Annotated in this window: 26 protein-coding genes and 2 riboswitches; of the genes, 7 read left to right on the forward strand and 19 right to left on the reverse strand. The window is 71.8% G+C overall.

Annotated features, from left to right (window positions below):
* Positions 1–200 precede the first annotated feature (200 nt).
* The 5 genes from ligA to V5O46_RS15935 form a co-directional block, all read right to left on the reverse strand.
* Positions 201–2,396: an NAD-dependent DNA ligase LigA gene (ligA, locus tag V5O46_RS15915; protein WP_332885249.1), complete on the reverse strand. Its 2,196-nt coding sequence runs from the start codon at positions 2,394–2,396 to the stop codon at positions 201–203.
* Between the two features lie 15 nt (positions 2,397–2,411).
* Entirely contained in the window at positions 2,412–3,413 is a 1,002-nt protein-coding gene (locus tag V5O46_RS15920) for a methionine synthase (protein ID WP_332885250.1), read from the reverse strand.
* A 347-nt stretch (positions 3,414–3,760) separates the two neighbouring features.
* Complete coding sequence (locus V5O46_RS15925) at positions 3,761–4,450, reverse strand: SDR family oxidoreductase (protein WP_332885251.1); 690 nt, start codon at positions 4,448–4,450, stop codon at positions 3,761–3,763.
* Between the two features lie 27 nt (positions 4,451–4,477).
* Positions 4,478–5,017, reverse strand: a complete 540-nt coding sequence (locus V5O46_RS15930; RefSeq protein ID WP_332885252.1) for an LOG family protein — start codon at positions 5,015–5,017, stop codon at positions 4,478–4,480.
* Positions 5,014–5,820, reverse strand: coding sequence for a class I SAM-dependent methyltransferase (locus V5O46_RS15935; RefSeq protein WP_332885253.1), 807 nt, complete (start codon positions 5,818–5,820; stop codon positions 5,014–5,016). The genes V5O46_RS15930 and V5O46_RS15935 overlap by 4 nt, the downstream gene beginning before the upstream one ends.
* 110 nt (positions 5,821–5,930) lie before the next feature.
* Between V5O46_RS15935 and V5O46_RS15940 the strand changes: the two genes are divergently transcribed.
* Together V5O46_RS15940 and V5O46_RS15945 are read left to right on the forward strand one after the other, a co-directional pair.
* Positions 5,931–6,254 (forward strand): DUF427 domain-containing protein, encoded by a 324-nt coding sequence (locus V5O46_RS15940; protein ID WP_332885254.1) that lies wholly within the window; start codon positions 5,931–5,933, stop codon positions 6,252–6,254.
* 37 nt (positions 6,255–6,291) lie between these two features.
* Complete coding sequence (locus V5O46_RS15945) at positions 6,292–7,071, forward strand: alpha/beta fold hydrolase (RefSeq protein ID WP_332885255.1); 780 nt, start codon at positions 6,292–6,294, stop codon at positions 7,069–7,071.
* A 55-nt stretch (positions 7,072–7,126) separates the two neighbouring features.
* Here the strand turns inward: V5O46_RS15945 and mnmA are convergent, their stop codons facing one another.
* Complete coding sequence (mnmA, locus tag V5O46_RS15950) at positions 7,127–8,257, reverse strand: tRNA 2-thiouridine(34) synthase MnmA (RefSeq protein ID WP_332885256.1); 1,131 nt, start codon at positions 8,255–8,257, stop codon at positions 7,127–7,129.
* Between the two features lie 59 nt (positions 8,258–8,316).
* Here mnmA and V5O46_RS15955 point away from each other — a divergent pair, with 59 nt between their 5' ends.
* Positions 8,317–9,024, forward strand: coding sequence for an N-acetylmuramoyl-L-alanine amidase (locus V5O46_RS15955; RefSeq protein WP_332885257.1), 708 nt, complete (start codon positions 8,317–8,319; stop codon positions 9,022–9,024).
* Positions 9,025–9,067: 43 nt separating this feature from the next.
* Here the strand turns inward: V5O46_RS15955 and V5O46_RS15960 are convergent, their stop codons facing one another.
* The 3 genes from V5O46_RS15960 to V5O46_RS15970 form a co-directional block, all read right to left on the reverse strand.
* Complete coding sequence (locus V5O46_RS15960; protein ID WP_332885258.1) at positions 9,068–10,237, reverse strand: cysteine desulfurase family protein; 1,170 nt, start codon at positions 10,235–10,237, stop codon at positions 9,068–9,070.
* A 134-nt stretch (positions 10,238–10,371) separates the two neighbouring features.
* The gene (locus V5O46_RS15965) at positions 10,372–10,638 is read right to left on the reverse strand and encodes a DUF4190 domain-containing protein (RefSeq protein ID WP_332885259.1); all 267 of its coding nucleotides are present in this window, start codon (positions 10,636–10,638) and stop codon (positions 10,372–10,374) included.
* A gap of 45 nt (positions 10,639–10,683) precedes the next feature.
* Complete coding sequence (locus tag V5O46_RS15970) at positions 10,684–10,851, reverse strand: hypothetical protein (RefSeq protein ID WP_332885260.1); 168 nt, start codon at positions 10,849–10,851, stop codon at positions 10,684–10,686.
* Between the two features lie 115 nt (positions 10,852–10,966).
* Here V5O46_RS15970 and V5O46_RS15975 point away from each other — a divergent pair, with 115 nt between their 5' ends.
* On the forward strand, positions 10,967–11,593 hold the full coding sequence (locus V5O46_RS15975) for a TetR family transcriptional regulator (protein WP_332885261.1): 627 nt from the start codon (positions 10,967–10,969) through the stop codon (positions 11,591–11,593).
* 320 nt (positions 11,594–11,913) lie between these two features.
* On the opposite strand, the gene V5O46_RS15980 is transcribed toward V5O46_RS15975, so the two are convergent.
* The 10 genes from V5O46_RS15980 to V5O46_RS16025 all read right to left on the reverse strand — a co-directional run bounded on the left by V5O46_RS15980 (position 11,914) and on the right by V5O46_RS16025 (position 22,264).
* Positions 11,914–12,774 (reverse strand): thioesterase family protein, encoded by an 861-nt coding sequence (locus V5O46_RS15980; RefSeq protein ID WP_332885262.1) that lies wholly within the window; start codon positions 12,772–12,774, stop codon positions 11,914–11,916.
* A gap of 69 nt (positions 12,775–12,843) precedes the next feature.
* Positions 12,844–13,503 carry a trimeric intracellular cation channel family protein gene (locus V5O46_RS15985; protein ID WP_332885263.1) on the reverse strand — a complete coding sequence of 220 codons (660 nt, stop codon included), beginning with the start codon at positions 13,501–13,503 and terminating at the stop codon, positions 12,844–12,846.
* Between the two features lie 76 nt (positions 13,504–13,579).
* Positions 13,580–14,767: an ABC transporter ATP-binding protein gene (locus V5O46_RS15990; RefSeq protein ID WP_332885264.1), complete on the reverse strand. Its 1,188-nt coding sequence runs from the start codon at positions 14,765–14,767 to the stop codon at positions 13,580–13,582.
* Positions 14,764–15,765 (reverse strand): ABC transporter ATP-binding protein, encoded by a 1,002-nt coding sequence (locus tag V5O46_RS15995; protein ID WP_332885265.1) that lies wholly within the window; start codon positions 15,763–15,765, stop codon positions 14,764–14,766. The genes V5O46_RS15990 and V5O46_RS15995 overlap by 4 nt, the downstream gene beginning before the upstream one ends.
* Before the next feature lie 3 nt (positions 15,766–15,768).
* Positions 15,769–16,725: an ABC transporter permease gene (locus tag V5O46_RS16000; RefSeq protein WP_332885266.1), complete on the reverse strand. Its 957-nt coding sequence runs from the start codon at positions 16,723–16,725 to the stop codon at positions 15,769–15,771.
* A 1-nt stretch (position 16,726) separates the two neighbouring features.
* Positions 16,727–17,731 carry an ABC transporter permease gene (locus V5O46_RS16005; RefSeq protein ID WP_332885267.1) on the reverse strand — a complete coding sequence of 335 codons (1,005 nt, stop codon included), beginning with the start codon at positions 17,729–17,731 and terminating at the stop codon, positions 16,727–16,729.
* A 142-nt stretch (positions 17,732–17,873) separates the two neighbouring features.
* Positions 17,874–19,541, reverse strand: a complete 1,668-nt coding sequence (locus V5O46_RS16010) for an ABC transporter substrate-binding protein (protein WP_332885268.1) — start codon at positions 19,539–19,541, stop codon at positions 17,874–17,876.
* A 224-nt stretch (positions 19,542–19,765) separates the two neighbouring features.
* Positions 19,766–20,581 carry an enhanced serine sensitivity protein SseB C-terminal domain-containing protein gene (locus tag V5O46_RS16015; protein ID WP_332885269.1) on the reverse strand — a complete coding sequence of 272 codons (816 nt, stop codon included), beginning with the start codon at positions 20,579–20,581 and terminating at the stop codon, positions 19,766–19,768.
* 132 nt (positions 20,582–20,713) lie between these two features.
* The gene (locus tag V5O46_RS16020) at positions 20,714–21,517 is read right to left on the reverse strand and encodes an enhanced serine sensitivity protein SseB (protein WP_332885270.1); all 804 of its coding nucleotides are present in this window, start codon (positions 21,515–21,517) and stop codon (positions 20,714–20,716) included.
* A gap of 78 nt (positions 21,518–21,595) precedes the next feature.
* Entirely contained in the window at positions 21,596–22,264 is a 669-nt protein-coding gene (locus V5O46_RS16025; protein WP_332885271.1) for an AAA family ATPase, read from the reverse strand.
* A 180-nt stretch (positions 22,265–22,444) separates the two neighbouring features.
* Positions 22,445–22,540: riboswitch (glycine riboswitch) on the forward strand.
* Positions 22,541–22,657: riboswitch (glycine riboswitch) on the forward strand.
* A gap of 38 nt (positions 22,658–22,695) precedes the next feature.
* Here V5O46_RS16025 and gcvT point away from each other — a divergent pair.
* The 3 genes from gcvT (at position 22,696) to glyA (ending at position 25,583) form a co-directional block, all read left to right on the forward strand.
* Positions 22,696–23,814, forward strand: coding sequence for a glycine cleavage system aminomethyltransferase GcvT (gene gcvT / locus V5O46_RS16030; RefSeq protein WP_332885272.1), 1,119 nt, complete (start codon positions 22,696–22,698; stop codon positions 23,812–23,814).
* A 116-nt stretch (positions 23,815–23,930) separates the two neighbouring features.
* A complete protein-coding gene (gcvH, locus tag V5O46_RS16035; protein WP_332885273.1) occupies positions 23,931–24,308 on the forward strand; it encodes a glycine cleavage system protein GcvH in 378 nt (125 codons plus the stop codon).
* Positions 24,309–24,320: 12 nt separating this feature from the next.
* Positions 24,321–25,583 carry a serine hydroxymethyltransferase gene (gene glyA, locus V5O46_RS16040; RefSeq protein ID WP_332885274.1) on the forward strand — a complete coding sequence of 421 codons (1,263 nt, stop codon included), beginning with the start codon at positions 24,321–24,323 and terminating at the stop codon, positions 25,581–25,583.
* Positions 25,584–25,642 lie beyond the last annotated feature (59 nt).

Consider the following 25,642-nt stretch of genomic DNA (forward strand, 5'->3'; position numbering starts at 1 on the left):
GGCTCCGCGTTGGCAGAAACCCCTTTCCCCCTGCTCCGCTGAGCACGGGGATGCCCCCGACCGCAGCCGGGCACGGCAGGCGCACCCCTCAACAGTAGGCCGCAGAAGGCTTCCACGGGCACCGGTCGTCGACGGTTGCCCGAATGCGCCCCGGCCACCCGTATGCATCTGGTATGCGCCGATCGGGTGGCCTTCAACCGCTATTCCTCGGCCGAAAGCGCGGCGTCGGCCGCGGCCTCCGGTCCCTGTTCGAGCAGGATGCCGAAGCCGTCCTCGTTCAGCACCGGCACTTTCAGTTGCATCGCCTTGTCGTATTTCGAACCGGGGTTGTCACCCACTACGACGAACGAGGTCTTCTTCGACACCGATCCGGTCACCTTGGCGCCCTGGCTCTGCAGGGCCTCCTTGGCCCCGTCCCGCGTGAACCTCTCCAGGGTGCCGGTGACGACGACGGTGAGTCCCTCCAGCGGGCGCGGACCTTCGTCCTCGCCGCCGGACTGCTCCTCCAGCGGCACCCCGGCGGCCTTCCACTTGCGCACGATCTCGCGGTGCCACTCCTCGGCGAACCATTCCTTGAGGGAGGCGGCGATGATCGGTCCGACACCGTCGGTGCCCGCAAGCTCCTCCTCGGAGGCCTGCTCGATGCGGTCGACGGAGCGGAACTGGCGGGCCAGTTCCTGCGCGGCCACCGGGCCGACGTGCCGGATGGAGAGCCCGTTCAGAAAGCGGGCCAGCGGCCGGGTCCTGGCCTCCTCGATGTTCTTGAGCAGCGCGAGGGTGTTCTTCTTCGGCTCGCCCTTCTGGTTGGCGAAGACCGTGACGATCTTCTCCTCGCCGGTCTTGGGGTCGCGCTTGGGCAGCCCGCTGTCCGGGTCCAGCACATAGGCCCTGATGGGCAGCAGCTTCTCCACCGTGAGGTCGAACAGGTCGCCCTCGTCGACCAGCGGTGGCTCGGCGGGTCCCAGCGGGCGGGTCAGCGCCGCCGCGGCGACACCGCCGAAGTGCTCGATGTCGAGGCACTCCCGGCCCGCGAGATAGGACACGCGCTCTCTGAGCTGGGCAGGGCAGGTGCGGGCGTTGGGGCACCGCAGGTCGATGTCGCCCTCCTTCATGGCGCGCAGCGGTGTCCCGCACTCCGGGCACTCGGCCGGCATCACGAACTCCCGCTCGCTGCCGTCCCGCAGGTCGACGACCGGGCCGAGGATCTCCGGGATGACGTCGCCGGCCTTGCGCAGCACCACGGTGTCGCCGATGAGCACGCCCTTGGCCTTGACCACGTCCTGGTTGTGCAGGGTGGCGAACTCCACCTCGCTGCCCGCCACGGTGACCGGCTCGACCTGGGCGTACGGCGTGACCCGGCCGGTGCGGCCGACACCCACCTTGATGTCGACGAGCCTGGTGTTGACCTCCTCCGGCGCGTACTTGTAGGCGATGGCCCAGCGCGGCGCACGGGCGGTGGAGCCGAGCCGGCCCTGGAGGCGGATCTCGTCGAGCTTGACGACGACTCCGTCGATCTCGTGCTCCACCGAGTGACGGTTCTCGCCGTAGTAGGCGATGAACTCCCGCATGCCGTCGAGGTCCTCGACGACCTTGGCGTGCCGGGAGGTGGGCAGGCCCCAGGTCTTCAGCAGGTCGTAGCCCTGGGAGAGCCGGGTCAGGCCCTGGAAGCCCTCGAGGGCGCCGATGCCGTGGACCACCATGTGCAGCGGGCGGGTGGCGGTGACCCGCGGGTCCTTCTGGCGCAGCGAACCGGCGGCCGCATTGCGCGGGTTGGCGAAGGGCTTGTCACCGGCCGCCGTCAGCCGCTCGTTGAGCTCGTCGAACTTCTCCATCGGGAAGTAGACCTCACCGCGGATCTCCACGAGGTCGGGGACCTTGTCGCCCTCGAGCCGGTGCGGGATCTCGGCGATCGTCCGGACGTTCGGCGTGATGTCCTCACCCGTCCGGCCGTCACCGCGGGTCGCCGCGCGGACCAGGCGGCCGTGTTCGTAGGTGAGGTTGACGGCGAGCCCGTCGACCTTCAGCTCGCACAGGAAGTGGTACTCCTGGTCGCCCAGCTCGCGGTGGATGCGGTCGGCCCAGGCGGCCAGCTCCTCGTCGTTGAAGGTGTTGTCGAGGGAGAGCATGCGGGAGCGGTGCTCGACGGCCGTGAACTCCGTGGCGTAGGAGCCGGCGACCTTCTGGGTCGGGGACTGAGGAGTGCGCAGCTCCGGGTACTCCTCCTCCAGCTGCTCCAGGGAGCGCAGCAGCCGGTCGAACTCCGCGTCGCTGACGACGGGGGCGTCCTTCACGTAGTACCGGAAACGGTGCTCCTCGATCTGCTCAGCGAGCTGCGCGTGCTTCTCCCGTGCCTCGGCTGGCACGCTCGTCGTCTCCGCTTGCTTGTCGCCGGCCACCGTGTTGTCCTCCCGTTACTCTGGGTTGTCCGCGAGGGATCTCGCCGCCCGGACGCACTGGGCGAGCGCGCGCCGCGCGTACTCGGGGGACGCGCCCGCGAGCCCGCACGACGGCGTGACGGTGACCGCCTCCGCGAGAAGCCCCGGAGACAGCCCCAGCCTGCGCCAGAGCGTCCTGACACCCATGACGCTACCGGCAGGGTCTGACAATCGGCCGTCCGTGGACGGCACGACACCGGCGAACAGCCGGGTACCGCCCTCCACCGCCTCGCCGATCGCCTCGTCGTCACGCTCGGTGAGCAGGGAGAAGTCGAAGGAGACACCCGTGGCGCCGGCCCGGCGCAGCAGGGCGAACGGCACGTCGGGGGCGCAGGAGTGGACGACGGCCGGGCCGTCGCCGTGCACGCCGAGGACCTCCCGCAGCGTGGCCTCGGCGAGCTGGCGGTCGACGGCCCGGTGAGTGCGGTAGCCACTGGCGGTCTTCACCTGTCCGCGCAGGACGGCGGTGAGGGACGGCTCGTCGAGCTGGAGCACGAGCCACGCGCCGGGCACCCGGCGGCGGACCTCCTCCAGGTGCACGCGCAGGCCCTCGGTGAGGGAGGCGGCGAGGTCGCGGCAGGCACCGGGGTCGGAGAGGACGGCCTCGCCGTTCTTCAGCTCCAGGGCGGCCGCCAGCGTCCAGGGCCCGACGGCCTGGACCTTCAGCGGCCCTTCGTAGCCCTGGGTGAACTCCTCCAGGGCGTCGAGGTCCTCGCCGAGCCAGGAGCGGGCCCGCCGGGTGTCCCGGCCGGGACGGTCGCCGAGCCGCCAGCCGCTGGGCTCCACGTGCGCGTACAGCTCGACGAGCAGTCCGGCGCCGCGGCCGATCATGTCGGCGCCGGGGCCTCGGGCGGGCAGCTCGGGCAGGAACGGGAAGTCCTCGAAGGTACCGGTGGCGGTCTTCGCGGCCTCGCGGGCGTCGGTCCCGGGCAGGGAGCCGACACCGGTGGCGGGGCCGGGGCGAGTGTTGTCGTTCACGGGGGAAGGGTACGCAGGGGCGGACGCGGGCGAACTCGCGGTGCGGTACGGGGTGCCCCGCGGTACGGGTGGGGGACAACTCCGTGCGGGTGCGGGACAACTCCGTGCGGGTGCGGTGTGCCGCCCGGGTGCGGGTCGCCGGGCCCGGCCAGGGTTCCGCCCCGCCGCCCCTTCCCTGTCCCGACCGTGGGGGGTGAGCCCCCGGACTCTCGTCGGTCCGGGCCCCCGTCGGTCCGGGCCCCCTTCCGGTCCGGGCCCCCTTCCGGTCCGGGCCCGCTTCGGCCCGGTCGGCCGCGACCCAGAACGCCGGGCGGGCGCCCCGGCGCGAGCCGGGCGGGCCTCTGGGGTCACCGGCCCGGGCGGACCGTCAGGTCGTTGACCTCCGCGTCCCTGGGGAGGTCCAGGGCCATCAGGATGGTGGTGGCGACCGACTCGGGGTCGATCCACTTCGACGGGTCGTACTCCCTGCCCTCCTGCCGGTGCACCTTGGCCTGCATCGGGCTGGCGGTGCGGCCCGGGTAGACGGACGTGACGCGGACGCCGTCGGCGTGCTCCTCCGCGCGCAGGGAGTCGGCCAGCGCCTTCAGGCCGTGCTTGGAGGCGGCGTAGGCGGACCACTCGGCGTGTGCGTTCAGCCCGGCGCCGGAGTTGACGAAGACCACATGCCCCTGGGCGACGCGGAGCTGGGGCAGCAGCAGCCGGGTCAGCTCGGCGGGGGCGATCAGGTTGACGTTGAGCTGATTGCGCCAGGCCTTCGGGGTCAGCTCGCCGACCGGGCCGAGGTCGACGACGCCCGCGATGTGCAGCAGCGAGTCGACGCGGTCGGGCAGCGTCTGGTGGGAGAGGGCCCAGGACAGTCTGTCCGGGTCCGCGAGGTCGCCGACCAGCGTGCGCGCGCCGGGGAACGCGGCGGCCAGCTCCTTGGCGCGGCCCGCGTCGCGCGCGTGCAGGACGAGGTCGTCGCCGCGCTCGTGGAGGCGGCGGGCGACGGCCGCGCCGATTCCGGAGCCCGCTCCGGTGATCACATGGGTAGCCATGCCCGCCATGCTCGCATCACCGGGGGCTCACCCGATGCCCCGGCTCTCCTCCAGGAAGGCCAGCGCCCCGACCGGCTCCTCCGCGAAGAACACCAGGTCGGACAGCGGGCGGGGCAGGAATCCCTCGTCCTCCATGCGGCGGAACTGCGCCTTGAGCCCGTCGTAGAAGCCCGCGGTGTTGAGCAGCACCACGGGCTTGTCGGTGTGGCCGTGCTTCTTCAGCTCCAGGATCTCGGTCGCCTCGTCCAGGGTGCCGGTGCCACCGACCATGATCACCACAGCGTCGGCGTGCTCCAGCAGCAGCCGCTTGCGCTCGGCGAGATCCCGGGCGACCACCATGTGCTCGACGCCCTTGCGGGCCCGGTCCGAAAGGAACTCCACGGAGACGCCCAGCAGTCTCCCCCCGGCCTCCTGCACCCCGTCGGCGACCACCTTCATCAGCCCCACGTCGGAGCCGCCCCACACCAGGGTGTGGCCGCCCTTGCCGAGCAGGGTCGCGAAGTCCCGGGCGGGGCCGGTGTAGCGCTCGTCGAGATCGGCCGCGGAGAGGAAGACGCAGATGTTCATGGCCCCACGGTACGGGCCGGGTCCGGCATCGCGGTCACTCTGATCTTGGACTGCCGGTGCGGCAGTCGCTCCCAGTCCTCCATGAACGTCGCCGTGAGTCCGTGCCGGGCGGCGAGGTCGACCAGGGTGCGCGTGCGGTAGTAGAAGTCCTCGCGCAGCACCTGGTGCTCCGGCCCCTCGGTGCGGTCGAACGTGAAGTCGAAGAAGCCGCCGGGGGCGAGCACCCGGCCGACGTGGGCGAGGCACTCCTCGATGACGTGCCGGGGCGAGTGCGAGAAGACGCTGTGGGCGTGCACGACGTCGAAGTGGGCGTCGGGCAGGAAGGCGAGGGTGAGGTCGTCGGCGAGGGCCAGGTGGGGCAGCCGGGACTGCAGTCCCTCCCGCACGAGGGTGTCCTGGGCGGCGAGCAGGATGTGCGGCGAGATGTCGATGCCGTAGTAGTGGCCGGGTTCGAGGTGGTCGATGAAGAGCCGGCCGGCGCGCAGGTTGCCGCAGCCGATGTCGAGCATCCGGTGGTGCGGCTGCAGCCCGTGGGCCACCAGGTAGTCGAACTGCATCCGGCCGATGCGCTCCCAGCTCTCCAGCGAGGGGGTGTGCCCCACCGCGGCCTCGGCGCTGCGGGCCGCGTCGGAGGCCATCACGGCCCGGTAGTAGGCGATGTGGTCGCCGCGGTGCCGCAGCCGCAGCCAGGCGTCCCGCGCGGCCCGCCGGGCGTGGGCGGGCACGCGCGCGGGATGACGCAGTGCGTAGCGCGCCCGGTGGACGATGCTGCTGCGGTTCCTGGCGGTCGGCGTGGCTGCCACGGGGTGCCTCCTGCGGGTGCGCGCCGGGGGTACGGGCGGCGCGGGCGGGGAAGAACTCGGCTTCAGCGTGCGCTGTAACCAACAAATCGGCTACCCCAGGGAGGGCGATCGTGACCACAGGACACCAGATCACCATCGAGCGGAGCAGTCGGCACGTGCGCGTGGTGCACGGCGCGCAGGTCCTGGCGGAGAGCGACGGGGCGCTGGTCCTGCACGAGACGGGATGTCCTGACCGCTACTACATCCCGGCAGAGGACGTACGGCTGGATCTGCTCACGCCGTCGGAGACGCACACGCACTGCCCCTTCAAGGGCACCGCGTCCTACTGGTCGGTGCCCGGCGCGGCGGACCTGGTCTGGGCCTACCCCGACCCCGAGCCGGATGTGCAGCAGATCAAGGACCACCTCTGCTTCTACGAGGTCGAGGTGTCGTGACGGATTAATCGCCCGCCGTAGGGCAGTCTGCACAGGCATGGAGAAGAAGACTGTTTCGCGCGACGGCACGCGCCTGGCGTACGAACACACCGGGCAGGGGCCGGTGGTCGTCCTGGTCAGCGGCGCGATGGCGACGGGTGCCACGATGGCGCCGCTGGCCGCGGAGCTGGCGGGGCGGTTCGGGGTGGTCGTGTACGACCGCCGGGGGCGCGGTGAGAGCGGCGACACGGCGCCGTACGCGGTGGACCGCGAGGTCGAGGACCTGGCGGCGCTGATCGACGCGGTCGGCGGCCGGGCGTCGCTGTACGGCGTCTCCTCCGGCGGCGCGCTGGTGCTGCGGGCGGCGGCGAGCGGGCTGCCGGTGCGCCGGGCCGCCGTGTACGAGGTGCCGTACGCGATGGACGAGGCGGGCGCGGCGGCCCGGGAGGAGTACACCGAGCGGCTGACCGAGACGCTGCGGCAGGGCCGGCACGGGGAGGCGGTGGAGCTGTTCCTGCGCCTGACCGGCCTCGGCGAGGACATGATCCGGGGCGCCCGGCAGTCCCCCATGTGGCAGAGCATGGAGTCGGTCGCCCCGAGTCTGGCCCACGACGACGCCGTGATGGGCGACGGCCGGGTGCCGCACGGGCTGCTGGCGTCGGTGGACGTACCGGTCCTGGCGCTGGCCGGCGGGGCGAGCGAGGACGGGATGCGCCGGGCGGCCCGGGCGGTCGCGGACGCGGTCCCGGACGGTGTGTACGGCACGCTGGAGGGCCAGCGCCATCTGGCCGAGCCGGGGGTGCTGGGGCCGGTGCTGACGCAGTTCTTCGCCGCCTGAGGCGGGACCGGGCGGTAACGGCCGGGGCGGGGGCGGCCGGGCGGAGCCCGTGGGCTCAGGACACCCCGGCCGTGGCGCGCACCGTGGCGGCGATCGTCGCCGAGCCCACCACGCGTGTGCCGTCGTACAGCACGATCGCCTGGCCGGGGGCGACGCCGCGGACCGGTTCGGTGAAGGTCACCTCCAGGGCGCCGTCGACCGGTTCGGCGGTGACCTCCGTCTCGCCGCCATGGGCGCGCAGCTGGGCGGTGTAGGTACCGGGTCCGGCCGGGGCGGCGCCGCACCAGCGGGGCCTGACGGCGCGCAGGGCGCCGACGTCGAGGGCGTCGGCCGGGCCCACCGTCACGGTGTTGGTGACCGGGGAGATGTCCAGGACGTAGCGGGGCTTGCCGTCGGGGGCGGGCGTGCCGATCCTGAGCCCCTTGCGCTGGCCGATGGTGAAGCCGTACGCCCCCTCGTGGGTGCCGAGCCGGTTGCCGGCCTCGTCGACGATGTCGCCCTCGGCGCGGCCCAGCCGGTCGGCGAGGAAGCCCTGGGTGTCGCCGTCGGCGATGAAGCAGATGTCGTGCGAGTCGGGCTTCTCGGCCACGGCCAGGCCGCGGCGCTCGGCCTCCGCGCGGATCTCGTCCTTGGTGGTGGCGGTGTCGCCGAGCGGGAACATCGCGTGCGCGAGCTGCCGGTCGTCGAGGACGCCGAGCACATAGGACTGGTCCTTGGCCATGTCGGTGGCGCGGTGCAGCTCGCGGGTGCCGTCCGCTCTGGTGATCACCTGGGCGTAGTGGCCGGTGCAGACCGCGTCGAAGCCGAGAGCGAGGGCCTTGTCCAGCAGCGCGGCGAACTTGATCTTCTCGTTGCAGCGCAGGCAGGGGTTGGGGGTCCGTCCGGCCTCGTACTCGGCGACGAAGTCCTCCACCACGTCCTCGCGGAAGCGGTCGGCGAGGTCCCACACGTAGAAGGGGATGCCGATGACGTCCGCGGCGCGCCGCGCGTCGCGCGAGTCCTCGATGGTGCAGCAGCCGCGCGCACCCGTGCGGAAGGACTGGGGGTTCGCGGAGAGCGCCAGATGGACGCCGGTGACGTCGTGTCCCGCCTCGGCGGCGCGGGCGGCGGCGACGGCGGAGTCGACCCCGCCGGACATGGCGGCGAGGACGCGGAGGGGGCGGGTGCGCTGCGGGGTGTCAGTCATAACCCTTCCAGGGTAAGGGGGCCGGGAACCAGGGCCCGCGAGTATGCGTTCACGATCACATGGGGGCAAGAAGCCGATCCGCGAGCGGATCCAGGGACGGTGACCGGCGCATCGGCCGGCGTGCGCTGATCGTCGGCGGTGCGGCGGCGGCCGCCGGGGCGGCGGTGCTGGCGCGGGACGAGCTGGGCCGCCTGTGGTGGCGGGTGCCCGGCGTGGAGAAGCCGCGCACACCCGGCGAGGTGGACTACGCCGGCGCCCGGTGGGTGGCGGCGTCGGAGGCGAACTGGCGGCGTGCCGACCGGCCCGACGACTTCGGCATCGACATCGTGGTCGTCCATGTCACCCAGGGCAGTTTCGCGAGCGCGGTGAAGGCCTTCCAGGACCCGGGGCACCAGGCGGCCACGCACTACATCGTCGGCCAGGACGGGCGGGTCACCCAGATGATCCGCGAGCTGGACGTGGCGTACCACGCGGGCAACCGCGACTACAACGAGCGCAGTGTCGGCATCGAGCACGAGGGCTTCGTGGACCGGCCGGAGGACCTCACCGACGCGATGTACGAGGCGTCGGCGCGGCTGACCGCCGGCATCTGCGCGCGGTACGGCATACCCGTCGACCGGGAGCACATCATCGGTCACGTGGAGGTGCCGGGCACCGACCACACCGACCCGGGTCCGCACTGGGACTGGGACCGCTACCTGGCGCTGGTCCGGCGGGCGGCCACCGGCGAGCCATCGCGGGAACCCACCGGCGGCACCCGCGTCTGAGGCCGCCCGGGGTGTGCGCCCCGTGGCACCCGGCAGGCGGTCCCTACGACAGCCCCGCCGCCCGGGCCCGTTCCACCGCCGGGCCGATCGCCTTGGCGACCGCCTCGACGTCGGCGTCGGTGGAGGTGTGCCCGAGGGAGAAGCGCAGGGTGCCGCGGGCCAGGTCCGGGTCGGTGCCGGTGGCCAGCAGGACATGGCTGGGCTGGGCCACTCCGGCGGTGCAGGCGGAGCCGGTGGAGCACTCGATGCCCTGGGCGTCGAGCAGCAGCAGCAGCGAGTCGCCCTCGCAGCCGGGGAAGGTGAAGTGGGCGTTGGCGGGGAGCCGGCCCTCCGGTGCCGGGTCGCCGCCGAGGATCGCGTCCGGGACGGCCGAGCGGACCGCCGCGATCAGGTCGTCGCGCAGCCCGCCGATCTCGCGGGCGAACCACTCGTGCTGTCCGGCGGCGAGCCCTGCTGCGACGGCGAAGGAGGCGATGGCGGGGACGTCGAGGGTGCCGGAGCGGATATGGCGCTCCTGGCCACCTCCGTGCAGCACGGGTACGGGGGTGTACTCACGCCCGAGGATCAGCGCGCCGATGCCGTAGGGCCCGCCGATCTTGTGGCCGGACACGGTCATCGCGGCGAGCCCGGAGGCGCCGAAGTCGACGGGCAGCTGGCCGACCGCCTGCACCGCGTCGGCGTGCAGCGGGACTCCGAACTCGGCCGCCGCCCCGGCCAGTTCGCGCACGGGCAGGACTGTGCCGATCTCGTTGTTGGCCCACATGACGGTGGCCAGGGCGACATCGTCGGGGTTGCGGGCGATGGCTTCGCGCAGTGCCCCGGGACGGACGCGGCCGTGGGCGTCGACGGGCAGGTACTCGACGGTGGCGCCCTCGTGCTCGCCGAGCCAGTGCACCGCGTCGAGAACGGCGTGGTGCTCGACGGGGCTGGCCAGGACCCGGGTGCGGGCCGGGTCGGCGTCGCGCCGGGCCCAGTACAGGCCCTTGACGGCGAGGTTGTCGGCCTCGGTGCCGCCGGCGGTGAACACCACCTCGCTGGGACGGGCGCCCAGCGCCTCGCCGAGGGTCTCGCGGGCCTCCTCGACGGTGCGCCGCGCGCGGCGCCCGGCCGCGTGCAGGGAGGAGGCGTTTCCGGTGACGCCCAGGTGGGCGGTGAGTGCCTCGACTGCCTCGGGGAGCATCGGGGTGGTCGCGGCGTGGTCGAGGTAAGCCATGGTGTGGCCGATTCTACGGGGCGTACCCGGACGTCCCACGGGGCCCACCCGGACATTCCACAGGGCCCGCCCGGGTGCTCCACCGCACCCGTCCCCGCTGCTCGCCCAGAATCGGCGGCCGCTTCCGAGCGGGCTCAGAAGCTCCAGGACACGGTGTTGTCCGCCTGCATGAACGCCACCAGGACCAGCAGGTCGGCGACACCCAGGCCGAGGCCGAGCCAGGCACGCCCGCGGCGGGCGGTGCGCCGCCGCAGGGCGAGCGCCGCCAGCACGATGGCGACCGGCCCGAGGAACACGTTGAGGACGAGCAGGCCGAGCAGGCCCAGGACGAAGGATGCGACGGCCATGCCGTCGGCGTCGCGGATGCCGGTCCGGTGGTCGGCCGGTGCGGTGAGCTGCATGACGATCTCCTGATCTCCTGATCTCCCGGCGGTCTGCGGTCGGGGTCAGCGGGCGGAGGTGCCGCTCCGGCGTCCGTGCCGCTCACGGAGGGCGAAGATGCCGAGCCAGACGGCGATGACGGCACCGAGGGCGACGGAGAGACTCAGCGGTGCGTGGGCGACGGTGCCCAGCATGACGCCGAGGAGCAGGAGCGCGGCGACGAGAAACAGCATGGAGCCAATCCCCCAAGATTCGGTGAACGGTTGTAGTAACACTTGTTCACTGACTTTGGAGTCTAGTACCCCGCAGGGCTTTGCAATTCCAGAGAACAGTTGTTAACTGCATGGCATGAGTCACACCCTCGGCGTCCGGCAGGCCCAGAAGCAGCGCACCCGTCAGGCACTCCTGGACGCGGCGCTGGGGCTGCTTGAGGAGCAGAGCCTGAGCAGTCTGGGTCTGCGCGAGGTCACCCGGACCGTCGGCGTCGCCCCGACCGCTTTCTACCGGCACTTCCGCTCCACGGCCGACCTCGGCGTGGCGCTGGTCGAGGAGGCGCTGGGCAGTCTGCATCCGACGATCCGGACGATCGTGGCCACGGCGGGCGACGACGACGAACGGATCGACCGCGCGGTGGAGTTGATCGCGTCGCACGTGGCGGCGCACCCCGCGCACATCCGCTTCATCGCGCGCGAGCGGCACGGTGGGGTGCAGCCGGTGCGGGAGGCGATCCGGTCCCAACTGGACCTGTTCGCGGACGAGGTGCGGACGGAGCTGGCCAAGGACCCGGTGTCCGCCGGGTGGCGCGAGGAGGATCTCGCGATGCTGGCGAGGCTCTACGTCGACCAGATGCTCAGTGCCGCGTCGGCCTTCCTGGAGGTGCTTCCGGCTCCCGCGGCCGAGCGGCGCCGCACCGCCGAACAGGCCGTCCGGCGGCTGCGGCTGATCAGCATCGGACGCCGGCACTGGCAGGACTGACCGGGCCGGGCCCGTCCGCCACTCGGCTTCCCCGCGGCCGTCGGGAAGCCGTACGCCGCGCGGCGGGGCCGGGACGGCCGAGCCGCCCGGACGGACCACCACCGGGCGCGCGACGACCACCAGGCACGCGGCGGCCGGTCAGGAACCCGGAGGCCGCGCGGCCGGGCAACCGCCGGACGCCGGACACGGGGCCGGGACGGCGGAAGCCGCCCGGCCGGACGACCACCGGGCGCGCGGCCGTACGGCGGACGGGAACCGGCGGGTCCGGTACGGCGGCCCGGCGGCTGTGGGAGCGGAGCCCCGGGTTCCCGGACGGACAGTCAGGCCAGCCGCACGCGGGCCAGCTGTCGCGACTGGGCCACCAGCCGGTCGGCGCTGTCCCAGATCTCGGCGTCCTCCTCCAGGAAGCCGCCGGCCAGGTTCCGGGTGGCGATCGACACCCGCAGCGGCCCGGGCGCCGGGCGGCAGCGCACATGCGCGGTCAGCTCGACCGTCGGCACCCAGCCCGTCAGGCCGAGCTCGAAGGCGGTCGGCGGCAGCGCGTCCACCGCCAGCAGCAGCGAGAACGGGTCGGCGTCACGGCCGTCGGCGAGCCCGAACCAGGCCCGCATCTCCCCCCTGCCCGACGGCTGCCCGAGCGCCCAGCCGAGCGTGGCCGGGTCCAGCTTCAGCCACAGCCGGTCGGTGATAGCGGAGCTGCCGGGGACCGGGGCGGGCCCGTCCTCGGGGCCGAAGCACTGCTCGACCGGCGGGATGGCGGGGGGCTTCGCGGTGGTGCGGACGTCGTCCGGGAGGGCGTCCAGGTCGCCGTAGGAGGCGAGGACGCGGATCCGCTCGACCTCGGCACCCTGCTCGTCGTACTGGAAGAGGGAGGCCTGGCCGGTGGAGAGGGTGCGGCCGGTACGGACCTGCTCGGTGCGGACGACGGCGGGGCCCGGCTGGGAAGCCGTCAGGTAGTGCGCCGAGATGGTGAACGGGTCGGAGTGCGGGAGCGCGTCCGCCAGGGCACGGCCCAGGACGGCCAGCAGATAGCCGCCGTTGACGGCGCTGATGATGGTCCAGCCGGCCGACAGGTCGATGTCGTAGACGCCGGGCGCGCGCCGGGTCGGGGCGGTGTCACGGTCGAACTCGCTGTCGCCGATCGTGGCCCGCACGGCCGGGGCGGAGGCTGCTTCTGGCATGACTGAACAGTACAACAACAAACTACTAAGCGGTAGCTTTTAGAGGTGACCGAGTACACCGGAGCGTGCTCACTCCCCCTCCACGACTGTCGAGCGCCGGTTCCACGCCCGGGGCGCCCGCCAGCGGAACCGCAGCGCGAGCAGCCGCAGCGCGAACGCGGTCGCCGCGGCGAGGGCGCTGGTGAAGGGGTTGAGCACCTCGTAGCCGATGCACAGGGCGACCAGGGCGGCGCCCACGATCGCCGGGACGGCGTACAGATCGCGGTCCCAGCGCAGCAGCGACGGCACCTCGTTGGCCAGCACGTCCCGGACCACGCCACCGCCCACCGCGGTCACCAGGCCCAGGCAGGCCGACGCGGTCAGGCCGAGCCCGTACTCGTACGCCTTGGTGGTCCCGGCGACGCAGAACAGGCCGAGGCCGGCCGCGTCGAAGACGTTCACCCCGGTCTGGATCCGCTCCACCTGCGGATGCAGGAAGATCACCAGGAGCGCGGCGAGCAGCGGCGTGATGAAGTACCCCAGGTCCGTGAAGGCCGCGGGCGGTACGGCGCCGATCACCAGGTCGCGGAAGAGCCCGCCGCCGAGGGCGGTGGCCTCGGCGAGGACGGCGATGCCGAACACGTCGAAGTTCTTGCGGACGGCCAGCAGCGCGCCGGAGATCGCGAAGACGAAGATGCCGACCAGGTCGAGCGTGTGCTGGACGGACTCGGTGAACAGTTGCTGGAGCACCCCGACATTCTCACCTGCCGGTGGGCCCGCGCCTCCGGTTCACCCTGAGGCGCGGGCCACCCTCACGGACGCACGGCTAGAGAGCCTTCTCGGGCTTCTCGGCCTTCTCGGGCTTCTCGGCCGTCCCGGACTTCTCAGACTTCTCGGAATTATCGGGGACCTTCTCCGTCTTCTCCGCGTTCTCGGGCGCCTTCTCCGGCCGCTCGCTCTTCTCGACGCCCGTCGACTGCTCCGGCACCGCCGGCACCACCGCGCCCGAGGTGCGCTGCAGCGTCCCGTCGGCTATCTCGGCGGCGTAGTGACAGGCCACCCGGTGACCGCCGCCGATGTCGGCGAGCGCGGGCCGGTCGGTCGCGCACAGCGTGTCCTGCACCCACGGGCAGCGGGTGTGGAAGCGGCACCCGGTGGGCGGGTTCGCCGGCGACGGCAGGTCGCCGGCGAGCAGGATCCGCTCCCGCTGGTCCTCGACCTCCGGGTCGGGCACCGGCACCGCCGACATCAGCGCCCTGGTGTAGGGGTGCCGGGGCTCGGCGTACAGCGCGTCGCTCGGCGCCTCCTCCACCAGCGCGCCCAGGTACATCACGCCGATCACGTCGGAGATGTGCCGGACCACGGCGAGGTCGTGGGCGATCACCACATAGGTCAGGCCCAGTTCCTCCTGGAGCTCCTCCAGCAGGTTGATCACCTGTGCCTGGATGGACACGTCCAGCGCCGAGACCGGCTCGTCACAGATGATCACGTCGGGTTCCAGCACCAGCGCGCGGGCGATGCCGATGCGCTGGCGCTGGCCGCCGGAGAACTCGTGCGGGTAGCGCGACAGGGCGTTGCCGGGCAGCCCGACCCGGGCCAGGATCTTCTTGATCTTCTCCCGGCGCTCCTCCTGGGTGGCGCCGATGTCGTGGGCGAGCATGCCCTCGGTGAGGATCGACTCGATGTTCTGGCGGGGGTTGAGGGAGCCCAGCGGGTCCTGGAAGACCATCTGCAGGCGCCGCCGGAAGCGGCGCATCTCCTCCACGGGCAGCTTCGCCAGGTCCGTGCCGTCGAGGACGACCTCACCCTCGGTGATGTCCACCAGGCGCAGCACGGCCCGGCCGAGGGTGGTCTTGCCGCAGCCGGACTCGCCGACCAGGCCGTAGGTCTGGCCAGCCTCGACCTTGAGGGAGACACCGTCGACCGCGTGCACATGGCCGACCGTGCGGTCGAAGAGGATGCCCTTCTTCACCGGGAAGTGGACTTTGACTCCGTCCAGTTCGAGCAGGCTCATGCGGGGACCTCCTCGGCCCGGGCGGCTACGGCTACGGGGTTGACGCAACGCACCTGGTGACCGGCCGTGCGAGGTTCGGTGAGCTCTGGCGTGCCGCCGAGGCAGTCCAGCTCGTAGCGGTCGCAGCGCGGGGCGAAGGCGCAGCCGTCCGCCCAGGCGATGCGGTCGTTGATCGAGCCGCGCACCGGGGTGAGCGGTTCGCCGCGCGGTGCGTCCAGGCGTGGGATGGAGCCCAGCAGTCCGTGCGCGTACGGGTGGGTCGGGTCGTCGAACAGCGCCCTGCGGTCGGCGGACTCGACGACCTTGCCCGCGTACAGGACATTGACCTGGTCGCAGAGTCCGGCGACGACACCCAGGTCGTGGGTGATCATCAGCAGCGCGGTGCCCTCCTCGTCCACCAGCTCCCTGAGCAGCTCCAGGATCTGCGCCTGGATGGTGACATCGAGGGCCGTGGTCGGTTCGTCCGCGATGAGCAGGGAGGGCGCGCAGGCCACGGCCATGGCGATCAGCGCGCGCTGGCGCATGCCACCGGACATCTGGTGCGGGTACTCCTTGAGCCGCCGGGTGGGGTCGGGGATGCCGACCCGGTCCAGCAGATGCGCGGCCTCCTTGCGGGCGGCCTCGCCCTTGAGTCTGCGGTGGCGTTCGAGGATCTCGGTGACCTGGACGCCGATGGGGACGACCGGGTTCAGTGAGGACAGCGGGTCCTGGAAGATCATGGCGATCCGGCTGCCCCGCAGGTCGCGCAGCGCGCTGCGGCCCATGGTGAGCAGGTCGGAGCCGTCGAAGTCGGCGCGCCCGCCGACCCGGACGCCCTTGCTCGGCAGCAGTCCCATCAGCGCCAGGGAGGTGACGGACTTGCCGCAGCCGGATTCGCCGACCAGCCCCACGACCTGGCCCTGGTCGACCGAGAACGAGACCCCGTCGACCGCGCGGGACTCCTTGCGGCCCTGTCCGCCGAAGGTGACGGTCAGTTCGTCGACTGTGAGAAGTGGCATGGTTCAGCCTCGCAGCTTCGGGTCGAGGGCTTCCCGCATGGCCTCGCCGAGCAGGGTGAAGCCGAGGGCGGTGATGATGATGCCGACGGCCGGATAGACCGCCATCATCGGCGCGTTGTCGAAGAAGCGCTGTGCCTGGGCCAGCATGACGCCCCACTCGGGGACCGACGGGTCGGGGTTGCCGAGGCCGAGGTAGGACAGGGCGGCCGCCTCGATGATCGCGGTGGCCAGGGAGAGGGTCGCCTGGACGATCACCGGGCTGAGCGAGTTGGGCAGGATCTGGGTGACGACGATGCGCTTTCTGCGGACGCCGAGGGCGCGGGCGGCCAGGACGTAGTCGGTGCCGCCCTGGGCGAGCATCGAACCGCGCAGCAGCCGCGCGAAGATCGGCACCTGCACCACACCGACGGCGATCATCACGGTGGTCAGGGACTGGCCCATGACGGCGGCGACCGACACGGCGAGCAGCAGCGACGGCAGCGCCAGCATCATGTCGACGAACCGCATGACGACGGAGTCGAGGCGCTTGCCGGCCTCACCGCCCAGCGTTGCGGCGGCACCCGAGAGGCCGCCGATGAGGAAGCCCACGGTGAGTCCGATGACGGTGGCCACGACACCGACGAGGAGCGTCTGCCGGGCGCCGACCAGCATCCGGGAGAACATGTCCCGGCCGAGGTGGTCGAGTCCGAACCAGTTCCCGCCGCGCGGTCCGACGAACTGGCCCTGGTTGACCAGGACCTCGCCGCGCCAGGTCTGCGCGGTGGGCGTGTACGGGGCGACCCAGGGGCCGATGACGGCGAGCACCACGAAGGCGGCGACGATGCCGGCTCCGATGATCGCCATCTTGCTGGACTTCAGCCGGCGGAAGGCCTCCCGCCAGAGGCTGGCGCCGGTCGTGGACTCGTTGTGTGCGGTGAGCTCCGCGAGGCGCTGGATCTTCTCGGTCTTGGTGGTGCTCACGTCAGTGTACCCGCACTCTCGGGTCGATGAGGCTGTACGCCACGTCCACCAGCAGGTTGATCAGGACGTACGTGATCGCGATGAACATGATGAAGCCGACGAGCACCGGGTAGTCGCGGCCGTCGATCGCGGTCCGGATGAAGGAGCCGATGCCGCCGAAGGAGAACACCGACTCGGTCAGCACGGCCCCGGACAGCAGAGCGCCGGTGAGCAGGCCGACCGCGGTGACGACGGGGAGCATGGCGTTGCGCAGGATGTGCCGGCCGCGCACGACGCTGCGGCGCAGCCCCTTGGACTCGGCGGTGCGGACGTAGTCCTCGCCCAGCACCTCCAGGACGCTGGCCCTGGTCATGCGCACGATGACGGCGAGCGGGATGGAGGCGAGCGTGATCGCGGGGAGGACGAGATGGTGCAGCGCGTCGAGGGACGCGTCGAACTCCCCGGTGAGGATGCCGTCCAGAACGGCGAAGCCCGTCACGTCGGTGGCGTTGATCCCGGAGTCCTGGCGGCCGTAGGTGGGGAACAGGCCCAGGCCGACGGCGAAGACGTCCTTGAGGATGAGCCCGAGGAAGAAGACCGGGACACAGATCCCGAAGAGCGAACCGGAGACCGCGGTGACGTCCAGCCAGCCGCCGCGCTTGCGGGCGGCGAAGTAGCCGAGCGGGACACCGATGGCGATGGCGATGAGCATCGCGGTCAGGGAGAGCTCGACGGTGGCCGGGAAGCGCAGGGTGAACTCGTCCCAGACCGGCTGCCCGGTCTGCACGGAGGTGCCCAGGTCCAGTTCGCCGATGCGCTTCAGGAAGCGCCAGTACTGGATGTAGAGGGGCTGATCGAGCCCCAGCGCACGGTTGATGCGTGCCACTTCGGCCTCGGTGGCCTTCTCCCCCAGGATCGCTGAGGCGGGTCCGCCGGGCAGCCGGTTGAGCCAGATGAAGAGCAGAACCGACAGGCCGAGCAGGGTGGGAATGAGTTGGAGCAGTCTTCGTACGACGAGACGCAGCACCCCGCATGCCCCTTTCTTACGAGTTCCTACGTGTGTGCCTTCAGGAACGGGTCCGCCCGGCCGCCGAGTGCAGCAGCCGGACGGACCCGTGTGCCATGTGTGTCTCGCCTACATGACAGAGGCATCGCCTACGTGAAGCCGCCTACTTGAAGGAGACTTCCGCGAAGTTCTCCTGGGTGAGCGGGGAGACCTTCGGCGGGTTGACGTTCTTGCCGAACGCGATGGCCGGCGGGGAGGAGGAGATCGGGACGCCCGGCAGGAACTCCATGATGGCCTCGTTGGCCCGCTCGTAGGCCGCCACGCGCTGCGCGGGGTCGGCCTCCTTGGAACCGGCCGTCACCGCGTCGAAGAGCTCCTCGTTCTTGAAGCCCCACTGCTTGTCGTACTCGGCGAACCAGGTGCCGATGAAGTTGTAGCCGTCGTTGAAGTCACCGGTCCAGCCCAGCATGTGCAGGGCGCAGCCGCCGGACTCGGTGGCGTCCAGGTAGTCCGGGGCCCACTTCATGGGCTTCGGGGTGACCTTGATGCCGGCCTTCTCCAGGTCGGCCTTCATCAGCTCGAAGAGGTCCTGCGGTGCGGGCATGTACGGGCGGGTGACCTCGGTCGGGTAGCAGAACTCGACCTCCAGGCCGCTCTCTCCGGCGTCGCTCAGCAGCTGCTTGGCCTTCGCCGTGTCGTAGGCGTAGGTCGTGACCTTGTCCGAGTAGCCGTCGATGGTGTCCGGCATGAACTGCGTGGCCACCTTGCCGCCCTCGGGCAGCTGCGTCTTCACCAGGTTCTCGCGGTCGATGGCGTGCGCGATCGCCTGGCGCACTTCCTTCTTCTGCAGCGCCGGGTTCTTCTCCTGGGTCATGCCGAGGTAGAAGATGTTGAAGACTCCGCGGGTCGGGACCTGGAAGCCTTCGCCCTCCAGGGTCTTGACGTCGGCGGGCGCGACCAGGTCGTAGCCGTCGATGTCACCGGCCTGCAGCGCCTGGCGGCGCGCTTCCTCGGTGTCGATGGTGCGGATGACCAGGCTCTTCACCTTGGCCTTGTCGCCCCAGTAGTCCTCGAAACGCTCGAGGGTGACTTCCTTGTTGCCCTTGTTCCACTTGGCGATCTTGTACGGGCCGGTACCGGCGACCGTGCCGGCCTCCTGGCTGTACTTGGGGTACGTGATGGCGTCGCCCTTGGCGGACGCCTCCTGCTTCTCGTACGCCTCGATGGCCTTCGGCGAGTGGATGGCCAGCGCGTTGAGGGAGAAGCCGCCGGGCAGGTTGGCGGAGGGCTTCTTGACCTCGATGACGGCGGTGTTCTCGTCCTTGGCGGTGCAGGACTTGTAGTTCGCCTCGGGGGTCTCGGGGTCCTCGTTCTTCGCGAAGCCGCCCATGATGGTCTGCCAGTAGTAGGAGACCGCGCTGGACTGGTAGGTGCCCGTCCAGTTGAACCAGTGGTCGTAGTTGGCGCACACGGCCGCGGCGTTGAAGGCCTCGCCGTCGTGGAACTTCACGCCCTTGCGGAGGTTGAAGGTCCACACCGTGCCCGCGTCGTTGCTCTCCCAGCTCTCGGCCAGGCCGCCGACCAGTTCGCTGCCGCCGGGCTCGTGCTCCAGCAGGGCCTCGAATGCCTGGCGGGTGACCCGGAAGGTCTCGCCGTCGCTGGCAAGGGCCGGGTCCAGCGAGCTGGGGTCTCCCGGGGCGCCGAACACGAACGTGTTCTTGGCGCCGTTGCCGTCTTCCGTGTCTCGCTCACTGGCACAGCCGGTGGCGATCAGACCGACCGCCAACGCGGCCGTGATCGCCCTGGCGGCGCGGGCTCTGAGTATGCGCATAGGGAGGCCACTCCGGGTTCCGCAGAAGGGAATGCACTGTTGACCGCCTGAACACTACAGACGGGACCGGCGCCGGAGAACAGTCCGGATAGCGGTGATACCTAGCTGAGATCTGAACAGTCGAAAAATCGGACGCTTCCGGTACATCAGGGAATTGCGCGGTTAACCTGCCTGAGAAATACGAGAGTTCGCAGGTCAGGTCAGGGTGCCGAGAAACGGTCGGATCAGTGGGCGTGGGGCGCGGCGGCGCCGGACTGCCGGCCGGGCACCGGCGGATATCCGTATCCGCCGCCTGCCGGGCCGGCGCCGTGGGCCTCGCGGTCGTAGAACGGACGGCTGTGGGCGCGCAGCCACATGGCGACCGGGTCGAGCGGGTCGGACATCGCCACCGTCGACACCGGCAGCCCGTCCGGGACCGCGCCGATCGACTGGTGCATCATCGCGCGCACGGCGTCGACGGCCGGCGGGGAGGCGTCGTACACATCCAGTCCGATGGCGAGATACGGCGCCCCCAGGGTCGGCTGCACCCAGGCGCGGCGCAGGGCGCGGACGGCCGGGGTGCGGTGGGCGTTCTGCGTGAGCAGGGCGTAGAACTGGGGGATCTCGATGGCCGGCTCGGACAGCCGCAGGGGTCCTGCGGGCTGGCGGTCAAGTCCGGCGGCGATCCGGCGCAGATCGAGCCACGGGATGCCGACGCCGCCGCCCGGGGCGTGCGGGTTGAGCCACAGGCCGTACCGGTCGGGGTACAGGGCGCGGGCCACTTCCAGGCCGTCGACCACTTCGTACGAGCGGTTCCAGCCGCTGGCCGAGAGCTCCTGGGCCGAGGTGACGCAGGGGGCGTAGCGGAAACCGTCGACGTCCATGGTCCCGTACTGGGCGTCCGGTGAGCCGGCCTGGCCGTGCCACAGCAGCATCCAGACCTGGCCGGACGCGGGGGTCGCGAGGGCGCGCAGCAGCGCCTCGTAGGCGTCGTAACGCCCGGGCGTCACCTGGCGCAGCATGTGCTCGACCTGCCCGGCCGCGGTGCCGCTGGCGCTCACGTGTATCGCCCCTTCTGGAAGTTCGCCGGTTATGAAACCAGCTTATGCGGCTCCGCGGACAGGCGGCGCCTTCGAACTCGGGTCCACTCACCCGTGCGCGGATGCGGGTTCGTCGTGCTCGTCCGGGGCGATCTACAGGTCCCGCTCGTAGAAAGGGCGTACCCGGCCCGTCATCCATTCGCAGACCGGGTCCTGCGCGGCCTCCAGGAGGACCAGGTTGACCGGCCACGGGGGCGGGGCCGTGGTGAGGGCGCGGCCGAGGGCCTGCAGGGGCAGGGCACGGGCGTCGTCCTCCCAGTGGGACAGCTCCACGCCGACGAACAGCACCGGGTCGGCGGTCTCGATCGCGGCGAGGCAGCGGCGGGCGGTGCGCACCACGCCGACGGCGTCGAACTCTGCGGAGGCCGCGGCGAGGAAGTCCACCGGGTCGTCCTGCCAGTCGGGTTCGGACAGCGTGACCCGGCCGCCGCCGGCGGGCCCGTCCAGCGGGGTGCGGCCGGTCCGGCACAGCTCTGCGACGGCGGGCGGGGGCAGCGGTATCCCCACCACGCCCTCGGGGTTGACCATGACGCCGACCTGCGGGGGCAGGCCGCGGGCGAACTCCACGGCGGGGGCGACGGTGTACGCCATGTGCGCACCGGCGACCTGGCGGAACTGCTCCTCGGAGCTGAACACCGGCACATAGGCCTGGCCCTCGATCTCCAGCGTGGGCAGGTCCAGGGGCCCGCTCTGCGGGCCGCCGCCGGCCGGCAGCGGGACCCAGACGAAGCTGCGGCCCAGCACCTCGAGTATCCGGCCGCCCGCGGACGGCACCCCGAGGGAGGCGGACAGCACCTCCTCCAGCTCGTTGCCCGGCCAACCGCCGTGCGGATGAGGGTGCGGCCGGGCCGGGAGGTCCCCGGAGAAGTCCGCCGCGGAGCCCGCTGGGAAGTCCATCTGTGCCTACCGCCTGCTCGAACCGCTGGTGTGGCTGAAAGGCTAGCGCGTGCGGGCCCGCGCGCCGCCTTCCGGTGTTCAGCCGGTGAAGCCGATGCGGCGCAGGGTGTCCGCGGCCGACCGGTCGAGGAGGACGGCCGAGGCGCAGCCGGCCGGCAGGGTGCCCCCGGCGGCGGCGCGCAGCAGCCGGGCGGTGGCCGCGCGGTGGCGGCGGAACGCGTAGCGGGAGACTCCCCGGCCGCGCCGGCGCTGCCCGGCGAGGGCGGCGTCGGCGCTGACGTCGAGCAGCAGCAGGTGCAGCGCGGTGCCGCGGCGCCGGGCCTCGCGGGCCAGCCAGGCCCGCACCCAGGCCTGGGTGCCGCAGTCGTGCACCACGACGCCGGCCTCAGAGCGCAGCGCGCGGTACAGCCCGGCGTAGTGGGCGAGCCGGACCAGGGGCCGGTAGACCGCGTAGGGCAGGAAGCGCGGCATGCGGCGGTCCCACCGGTCGCGGGTGTCCTGGGAGTCGATGCGCACCCCGGGCACCGTGCGCTCCATCAGCGTCGACTTGCCGCTGCCGGGCAGACCGGTGACGACGACGAGGTCGCGCGGCCCGAAGAGCAGCGCGCGGGGGCTGCGGCCGGCCCGGTCCCGCAGATCGCGGACGACGGGTGCGGGCTGTGCGGCACACGCCTCCCGGGCCGGGGCGGCGGGCTGCTCGGGCAGCGCGAGGCCCGAGGTGGTGGCGTACGCCGTGGTCCTGTTCACCGTGATCGTCCTCCCCTGGGGCGGTTCACGAGTTCCCGTCCCCGTCGAGTCTAAAGAGAAGGCAATAGGCGGTGCCTTGTGATTTCGTGTGCGTACTGCCACAGCCCGGTTACAGATTGCGCCCTGCCATGACGCGGCGATGCGTGCAATGATGTGCGCGCCAACTGCATACCGGCCGTTCGAACCCGCGCGGGAGAGTTCCCAGCCCTCGGCTGGGGCGCCGAAGGAGCAAGTCCCTCCCTTGAATCTCTCAGGCCCCGTTACCGCGCGGGCGAGGCACATCTGAAAAGCGGGCCGCCCTCGTCCGGCGGCCCCACCCAAGGTGCAAGCCCTGCCCGCCGTGCTCAGGTGGTCAGGGCGAACCTCTCAGGTTCCGATGACAGATGGGGAGGAACGACCTCGCTGTCATTGCCCTGGGAGACGACCGACCGATGAGCAGTACCGAACTCCGCCGTACCGCGCTCGATGCCGTGCATCGCTCGCTCGGCGCGACGATGACCGACTTCGCCGGCTGGGACATGCCCCTGCGCTACGGCTCCGAGCGCGACGAGCACACCGCCGTACGCACCCGGGCCGGCCTCTTCGACCTCTCGCACATGGGCGAGATCACCGTCACCGGCCCGCAGGCCGCCGCGCTGCTGGACCATGCGCTGGTCGGCAACATCGGCGGGGTGAAGCCGGGCCGGGCCCGCTACACCATGATCTGCCGGGCGGACGGCGGCATCCTGGACGACCTGATCGTCTACCGGCTGGCCGACGCCGAGTACATGGTGGTCGCCAACGCCTCCAACGCCCAGGTGGTGCTGGACGCGCTGACCGAGCGCGCCGCGGGCTTCGACGTCGAGGTGCGCGACGACCGGGACGCCTACGCGCTGCTGGCCGTGCAGGGCCCCGAGTCCCCGGCGATCGTCAAGAGCCTCACCGACGCCGACCTGGACGGTCTGAGGTACTACGCGGGCCTGCCCGGCACCGTGGCGGGCGTGCCCGCGCTGATCGCCCGGACCGGCTACACCGGCGAGGACGGCTTCGAGCTGTTCGTGAAGCCGGAGCACGCGGTGGAGCTGTGGCAGGCGCTGACCGGGGCCGGGGAGAGCGCCGGGCTCACCCCCTGCGGGCTGTCCTGCCGGGACACGCTGCGTCTGGAGGCGGGCATGCCGCTCTACGGGCACGAGCTGACCACCGGGCTGACGCCGTTCGACGCCGGGCTGGGCCGGGTGGTGAAGTTCGAGAAGGAGGGCGACTTCGTGGGGCGCGCGGCGCTCACCGAGGCCGCCTCCCGGGCCGAGCAGAACCCGCCCCGGGTGCTGGTCGGGCTGGTCGCCGAGGGCCGCCGCGTGCCGCGCGCCGGGTACCCGGTGGTGGCCGGCGGCGAGGTGATCGGCGAGGTCACCTCCGGTGCCCCGTCGCCGACACTGGGCAGGCCGATCGCGATGGCGTACGTCGACGCGGCGCACGCGGCGCCGGGCACGCCCGGGGTGGGCGTGGACATCCGGGGCACCCACGAGCCGTACGAGGTCGTGGCGCTGCCGTTCTACAAGCGCCAGAAGTAGAGAGTAGAGACCGGACCCGGTCCTCCCGGTGGCAGTCGCGTCTCCGCGCTGCCCACCAGCGGTTCCAGCTGTCCCCGATTCATCACCACTTCCCCGCGTACAGGAGAATTCAGGCCATGAGCAACCCCCAGCAGCTGCGCTACAGCAAGGAGCACGAGTGGCTGTCGACCGCCGAGGACGGCGTGTCGACGGTCGGCATCACGGAGCACGCGGCCAACGCGCTCGGTGACGTCGTCTTCGTCCAGCTCCCCGAGGTCGGCGACACCGTGTCCGCGGGCGAGACCTGCGGTGAGCTGGAGTCGACCAAGTCCGTCTCCGACCTGTACTCCCCCGTCTCCGGCGAGATCACCGAGGTCAACGAGGACGTCGTCAGCGACCCGTCGCTGGTGAACTCCGCGCCCTTCGAGGGCGGCTGGCTGTTCAAGGTCCGCGTGACGGAGGAGCCGGGCGACCTGCTCTCCGCCGACGAGTACACCGCCTTCTCCGCCGGCTGAGGAGCCCTGCCGATGTCTGTTCTGAACACCCCCCTGCACGAGCTCGACCCCGATGTCGCCGCCGCCGTCGACGCCGAGCTGCACCGCCAGCAGTCCACCCTGGAGATGATCGCCTCCGAGAACTTCGCGCCGGTCGCGGTGATGGAGGCGCAGGGTTCGGTCCTCACCAACAAGTACGCCGAGGGCTACCCGGGCCGGCGCTACTACGGCGGCTGCGAGCACGTCGACGTGGTCGAGCAGATCGCCATCGACCGGATCAAGGAGCTGTTCGGCGCCGAGCACGCCAACGTGCAGCCGCACTCCGGTGCCCAGGCCAACGCGGCCTCGATGTTCGCGCTGCTCAAGCCCGGCGACACGATCATGGGTCTGAACCTCGCCCACGGCGGGCACCTGACTCACGGCATGAAGATCAACTTCTCCGGCAAGCTGTACAACGTCGTCGCCTACCACGTCGGCGACGACGGCCTGGTCGACATGGCCGAGGTGGAGCGGCTGGCCAAGGAGAACAAGCCGAAGCTGATCGTGGCCGGCTGGTCGGCGTACCCCCGGCAGCTGGACTTCGCCGCGTTCCGCCGGATCGCGGACGAGGTCGGCGCGTACCTGATGGTCGACATGGCGCACTTCGCGGGGCTGGTCGCGGCGGGTCTGCACCCGAACCCGGTCCCGCACGCGCATGTCGTGACCACGACCACCCACAAGACCCTGGGCGGCCCGCGCGGCGGTGTGATCCTCAGCACGGCCGATCTGGCCAAGAAGATCAACTCTGCGGTCTTCCCCGGTCAGCAGGGTGGCCCGCTGGAGCATGTGGTCGCCGCGAAGGCGGTCGCCTTCAAGGTGGCGGCGAGCGAGGACTTCGCCGAGCGGCAGCGTCGTACGCTGGAGGGCGCACGCATCCTGGCCGAGCGCCTGGTGCGGGACGACGCCAGGGAGGCGGGCGTCTCCGTGCTGACCGGCGGCACCGACGTCCATCTGGTCCTGGTCGACCTGCGGGACTCGGAGCTGGACGGCCAGCAGGCCGAGGACCGCCTTCACGAGGTCGGCATCACGGTCAACCGCAACGCCGTCCCGAACGACCCGCGCCCGCCGATGGTGACCTCCGGTCTGCGCATCGGCACCCCGGCGCTGGCCACCCGTGGCTTCACGGCCGAGGACTTCGCCGAGGTCGCGGACGTGATCGCCGAGGCGCTGAAGCCGTCCTACGACGCCGAGGCGCTGAAGGCCCGGGTCAAGGCCCTGGCCGACAAGCACCCGCTGTACCCGGGACTGAACAGCTAGCGGGCCGGCACCGGCACAACAGCACACCGGTCCGGGGCGGCCGGGCCCCCCCCCCCCGG

Source organism: Streptomyces poriticola, from assembly GCF_036689765.1.
In the GTDB taxonomy this organism is placed as follows: Bacteria; Actinomycetota; Actinomycetes; order Streptomycetales; family Streptomycetaceae; genus Streptomyces; species Streptomyces poriticola.

Excerpts from the sequence above, each read along its gene's own strand:
- V5O46_RS16020 (WP_332885270.1), bottom strand. The coding sequence starts at position 21,517 with ATGGACTTCCCAGCGGGCTCCGCGGCGGACTTCTCCGGGGACCTCCCG.
- V5O46_RS15995 (WP_332885265.1), bottom strand. The coding sequence starts at position 15,765 with ATGCCACTTCTCACAGTCGACGAACTGACCGTCACCTTCGGCGGACAG.
- mnmA (WP_332885256.1), bottom strand. The coding sequence starts at position 8,257 with ATGACTGACACCCCGCAGCGCACCCGCCCCCTCCGCGTCCTCGCCGCC.
- V5O46_RS15945 (WP_332885255.1), top strand. The coding sequence starts at position 6,292 with ATGGAGAAGAAGACTGTTTCGCGCGACGGCACGCGCCTGGCGTACGAA.
- gcvT (WP_332885272.1), top strand. The coding sequence starts at position 22,696 with ATGAGCAGTACCGAACTCCGCCGTACCGCGCTCGATGCCGTGCATCGC.
- V5O46_RS15970 (WP_332885260.1), bottom strand. The coding sequence starts at position 10,851 with ATGCTGTTTCTCGTCGCCGCGCTCCTGCTCCTCGGCGTCATGCTGGGC.
- V5O46_RS15965 (WP_332885259.1), bottom strand. The coding sequence starts at position 10,638 with ATGCAGCTCACCGCACCGGCCGACCACCGGACCGGCATCCGCGACGCC.
- gcvH (WP_332885273.1), top strand. The coding sequence starts at position 23,931 with ATGAGCAACCCCCAGCAGCTGCGCTACAGCAAGGAGCACGAGTGGCTG.
- V5O46_RS16010 (WP_332885268.1), bottom strand. The coding sequence starts at position 19,541 with ATGCGCATACTCAGAGCCCGCGCCGCCAGGGCGATCACGGCCGCGTTG.
- V5O46_RS15960 (WP_332885258.1), bottom strand. The coding sequence starts at position 10,237 with ATGGCTTACCTCGACCACGCCGCGACCACCCCGATGCTCCCCGAGGCA.
- V5O46_RS15925 (WP_332885251.1), bottom strand. The coding sequence starts at position 4,450 with ATGGCTACCCATGTGATCACCGGAGCGGGCTCCGGAATCGGCGCGGCC.
- V5O46_RS15930 (WP_332885252.1), bottom strand. The coding sequence starts at position 5,017 with ATGAACATCTGCGTCTTCCTCTCCGCGGCCGATCTCGACGAGCGCTAC.
- V5O46_RS15990 (WP_332885264.1), bottom strand. The coding sequence starts at position 14,767 with ATGAGCCTGCTCGAACTGGACGGAGTCAAAGTCCACTTCCCGGTGAAG.
- glyA (WP_332885274.1), top strand. The coding sequence starts at position 24,321 with ATGTCTGTTCTGAACACCCCCCTGCACGAGCTCGACCCCGATGTCGCC.
- V5O46_RS15955 (WP_332885257.1), top strand. The coding sequence starts at position 8,317 with ATGGGGGCAAGAAGCCGATCCGCGAGCGGATCCAGGGACGGTGACCGG.
- V5O46_RS15975 (WP_332885261.1), top strand. The coding sequence starts at position 10,967 with ATGAGTCACACCCTCGGCGTCCGGCAGGCCCAGAAGCAGCGCACCCGT.
- V5O46_RS15980 (WP_332885262.1), bottom strand. The coding sequence starts at position 12,774 with ATGCCAGAAGCAGCCTCCGCCCCGGCCGTGCGGGCCACGATCGGCGAC.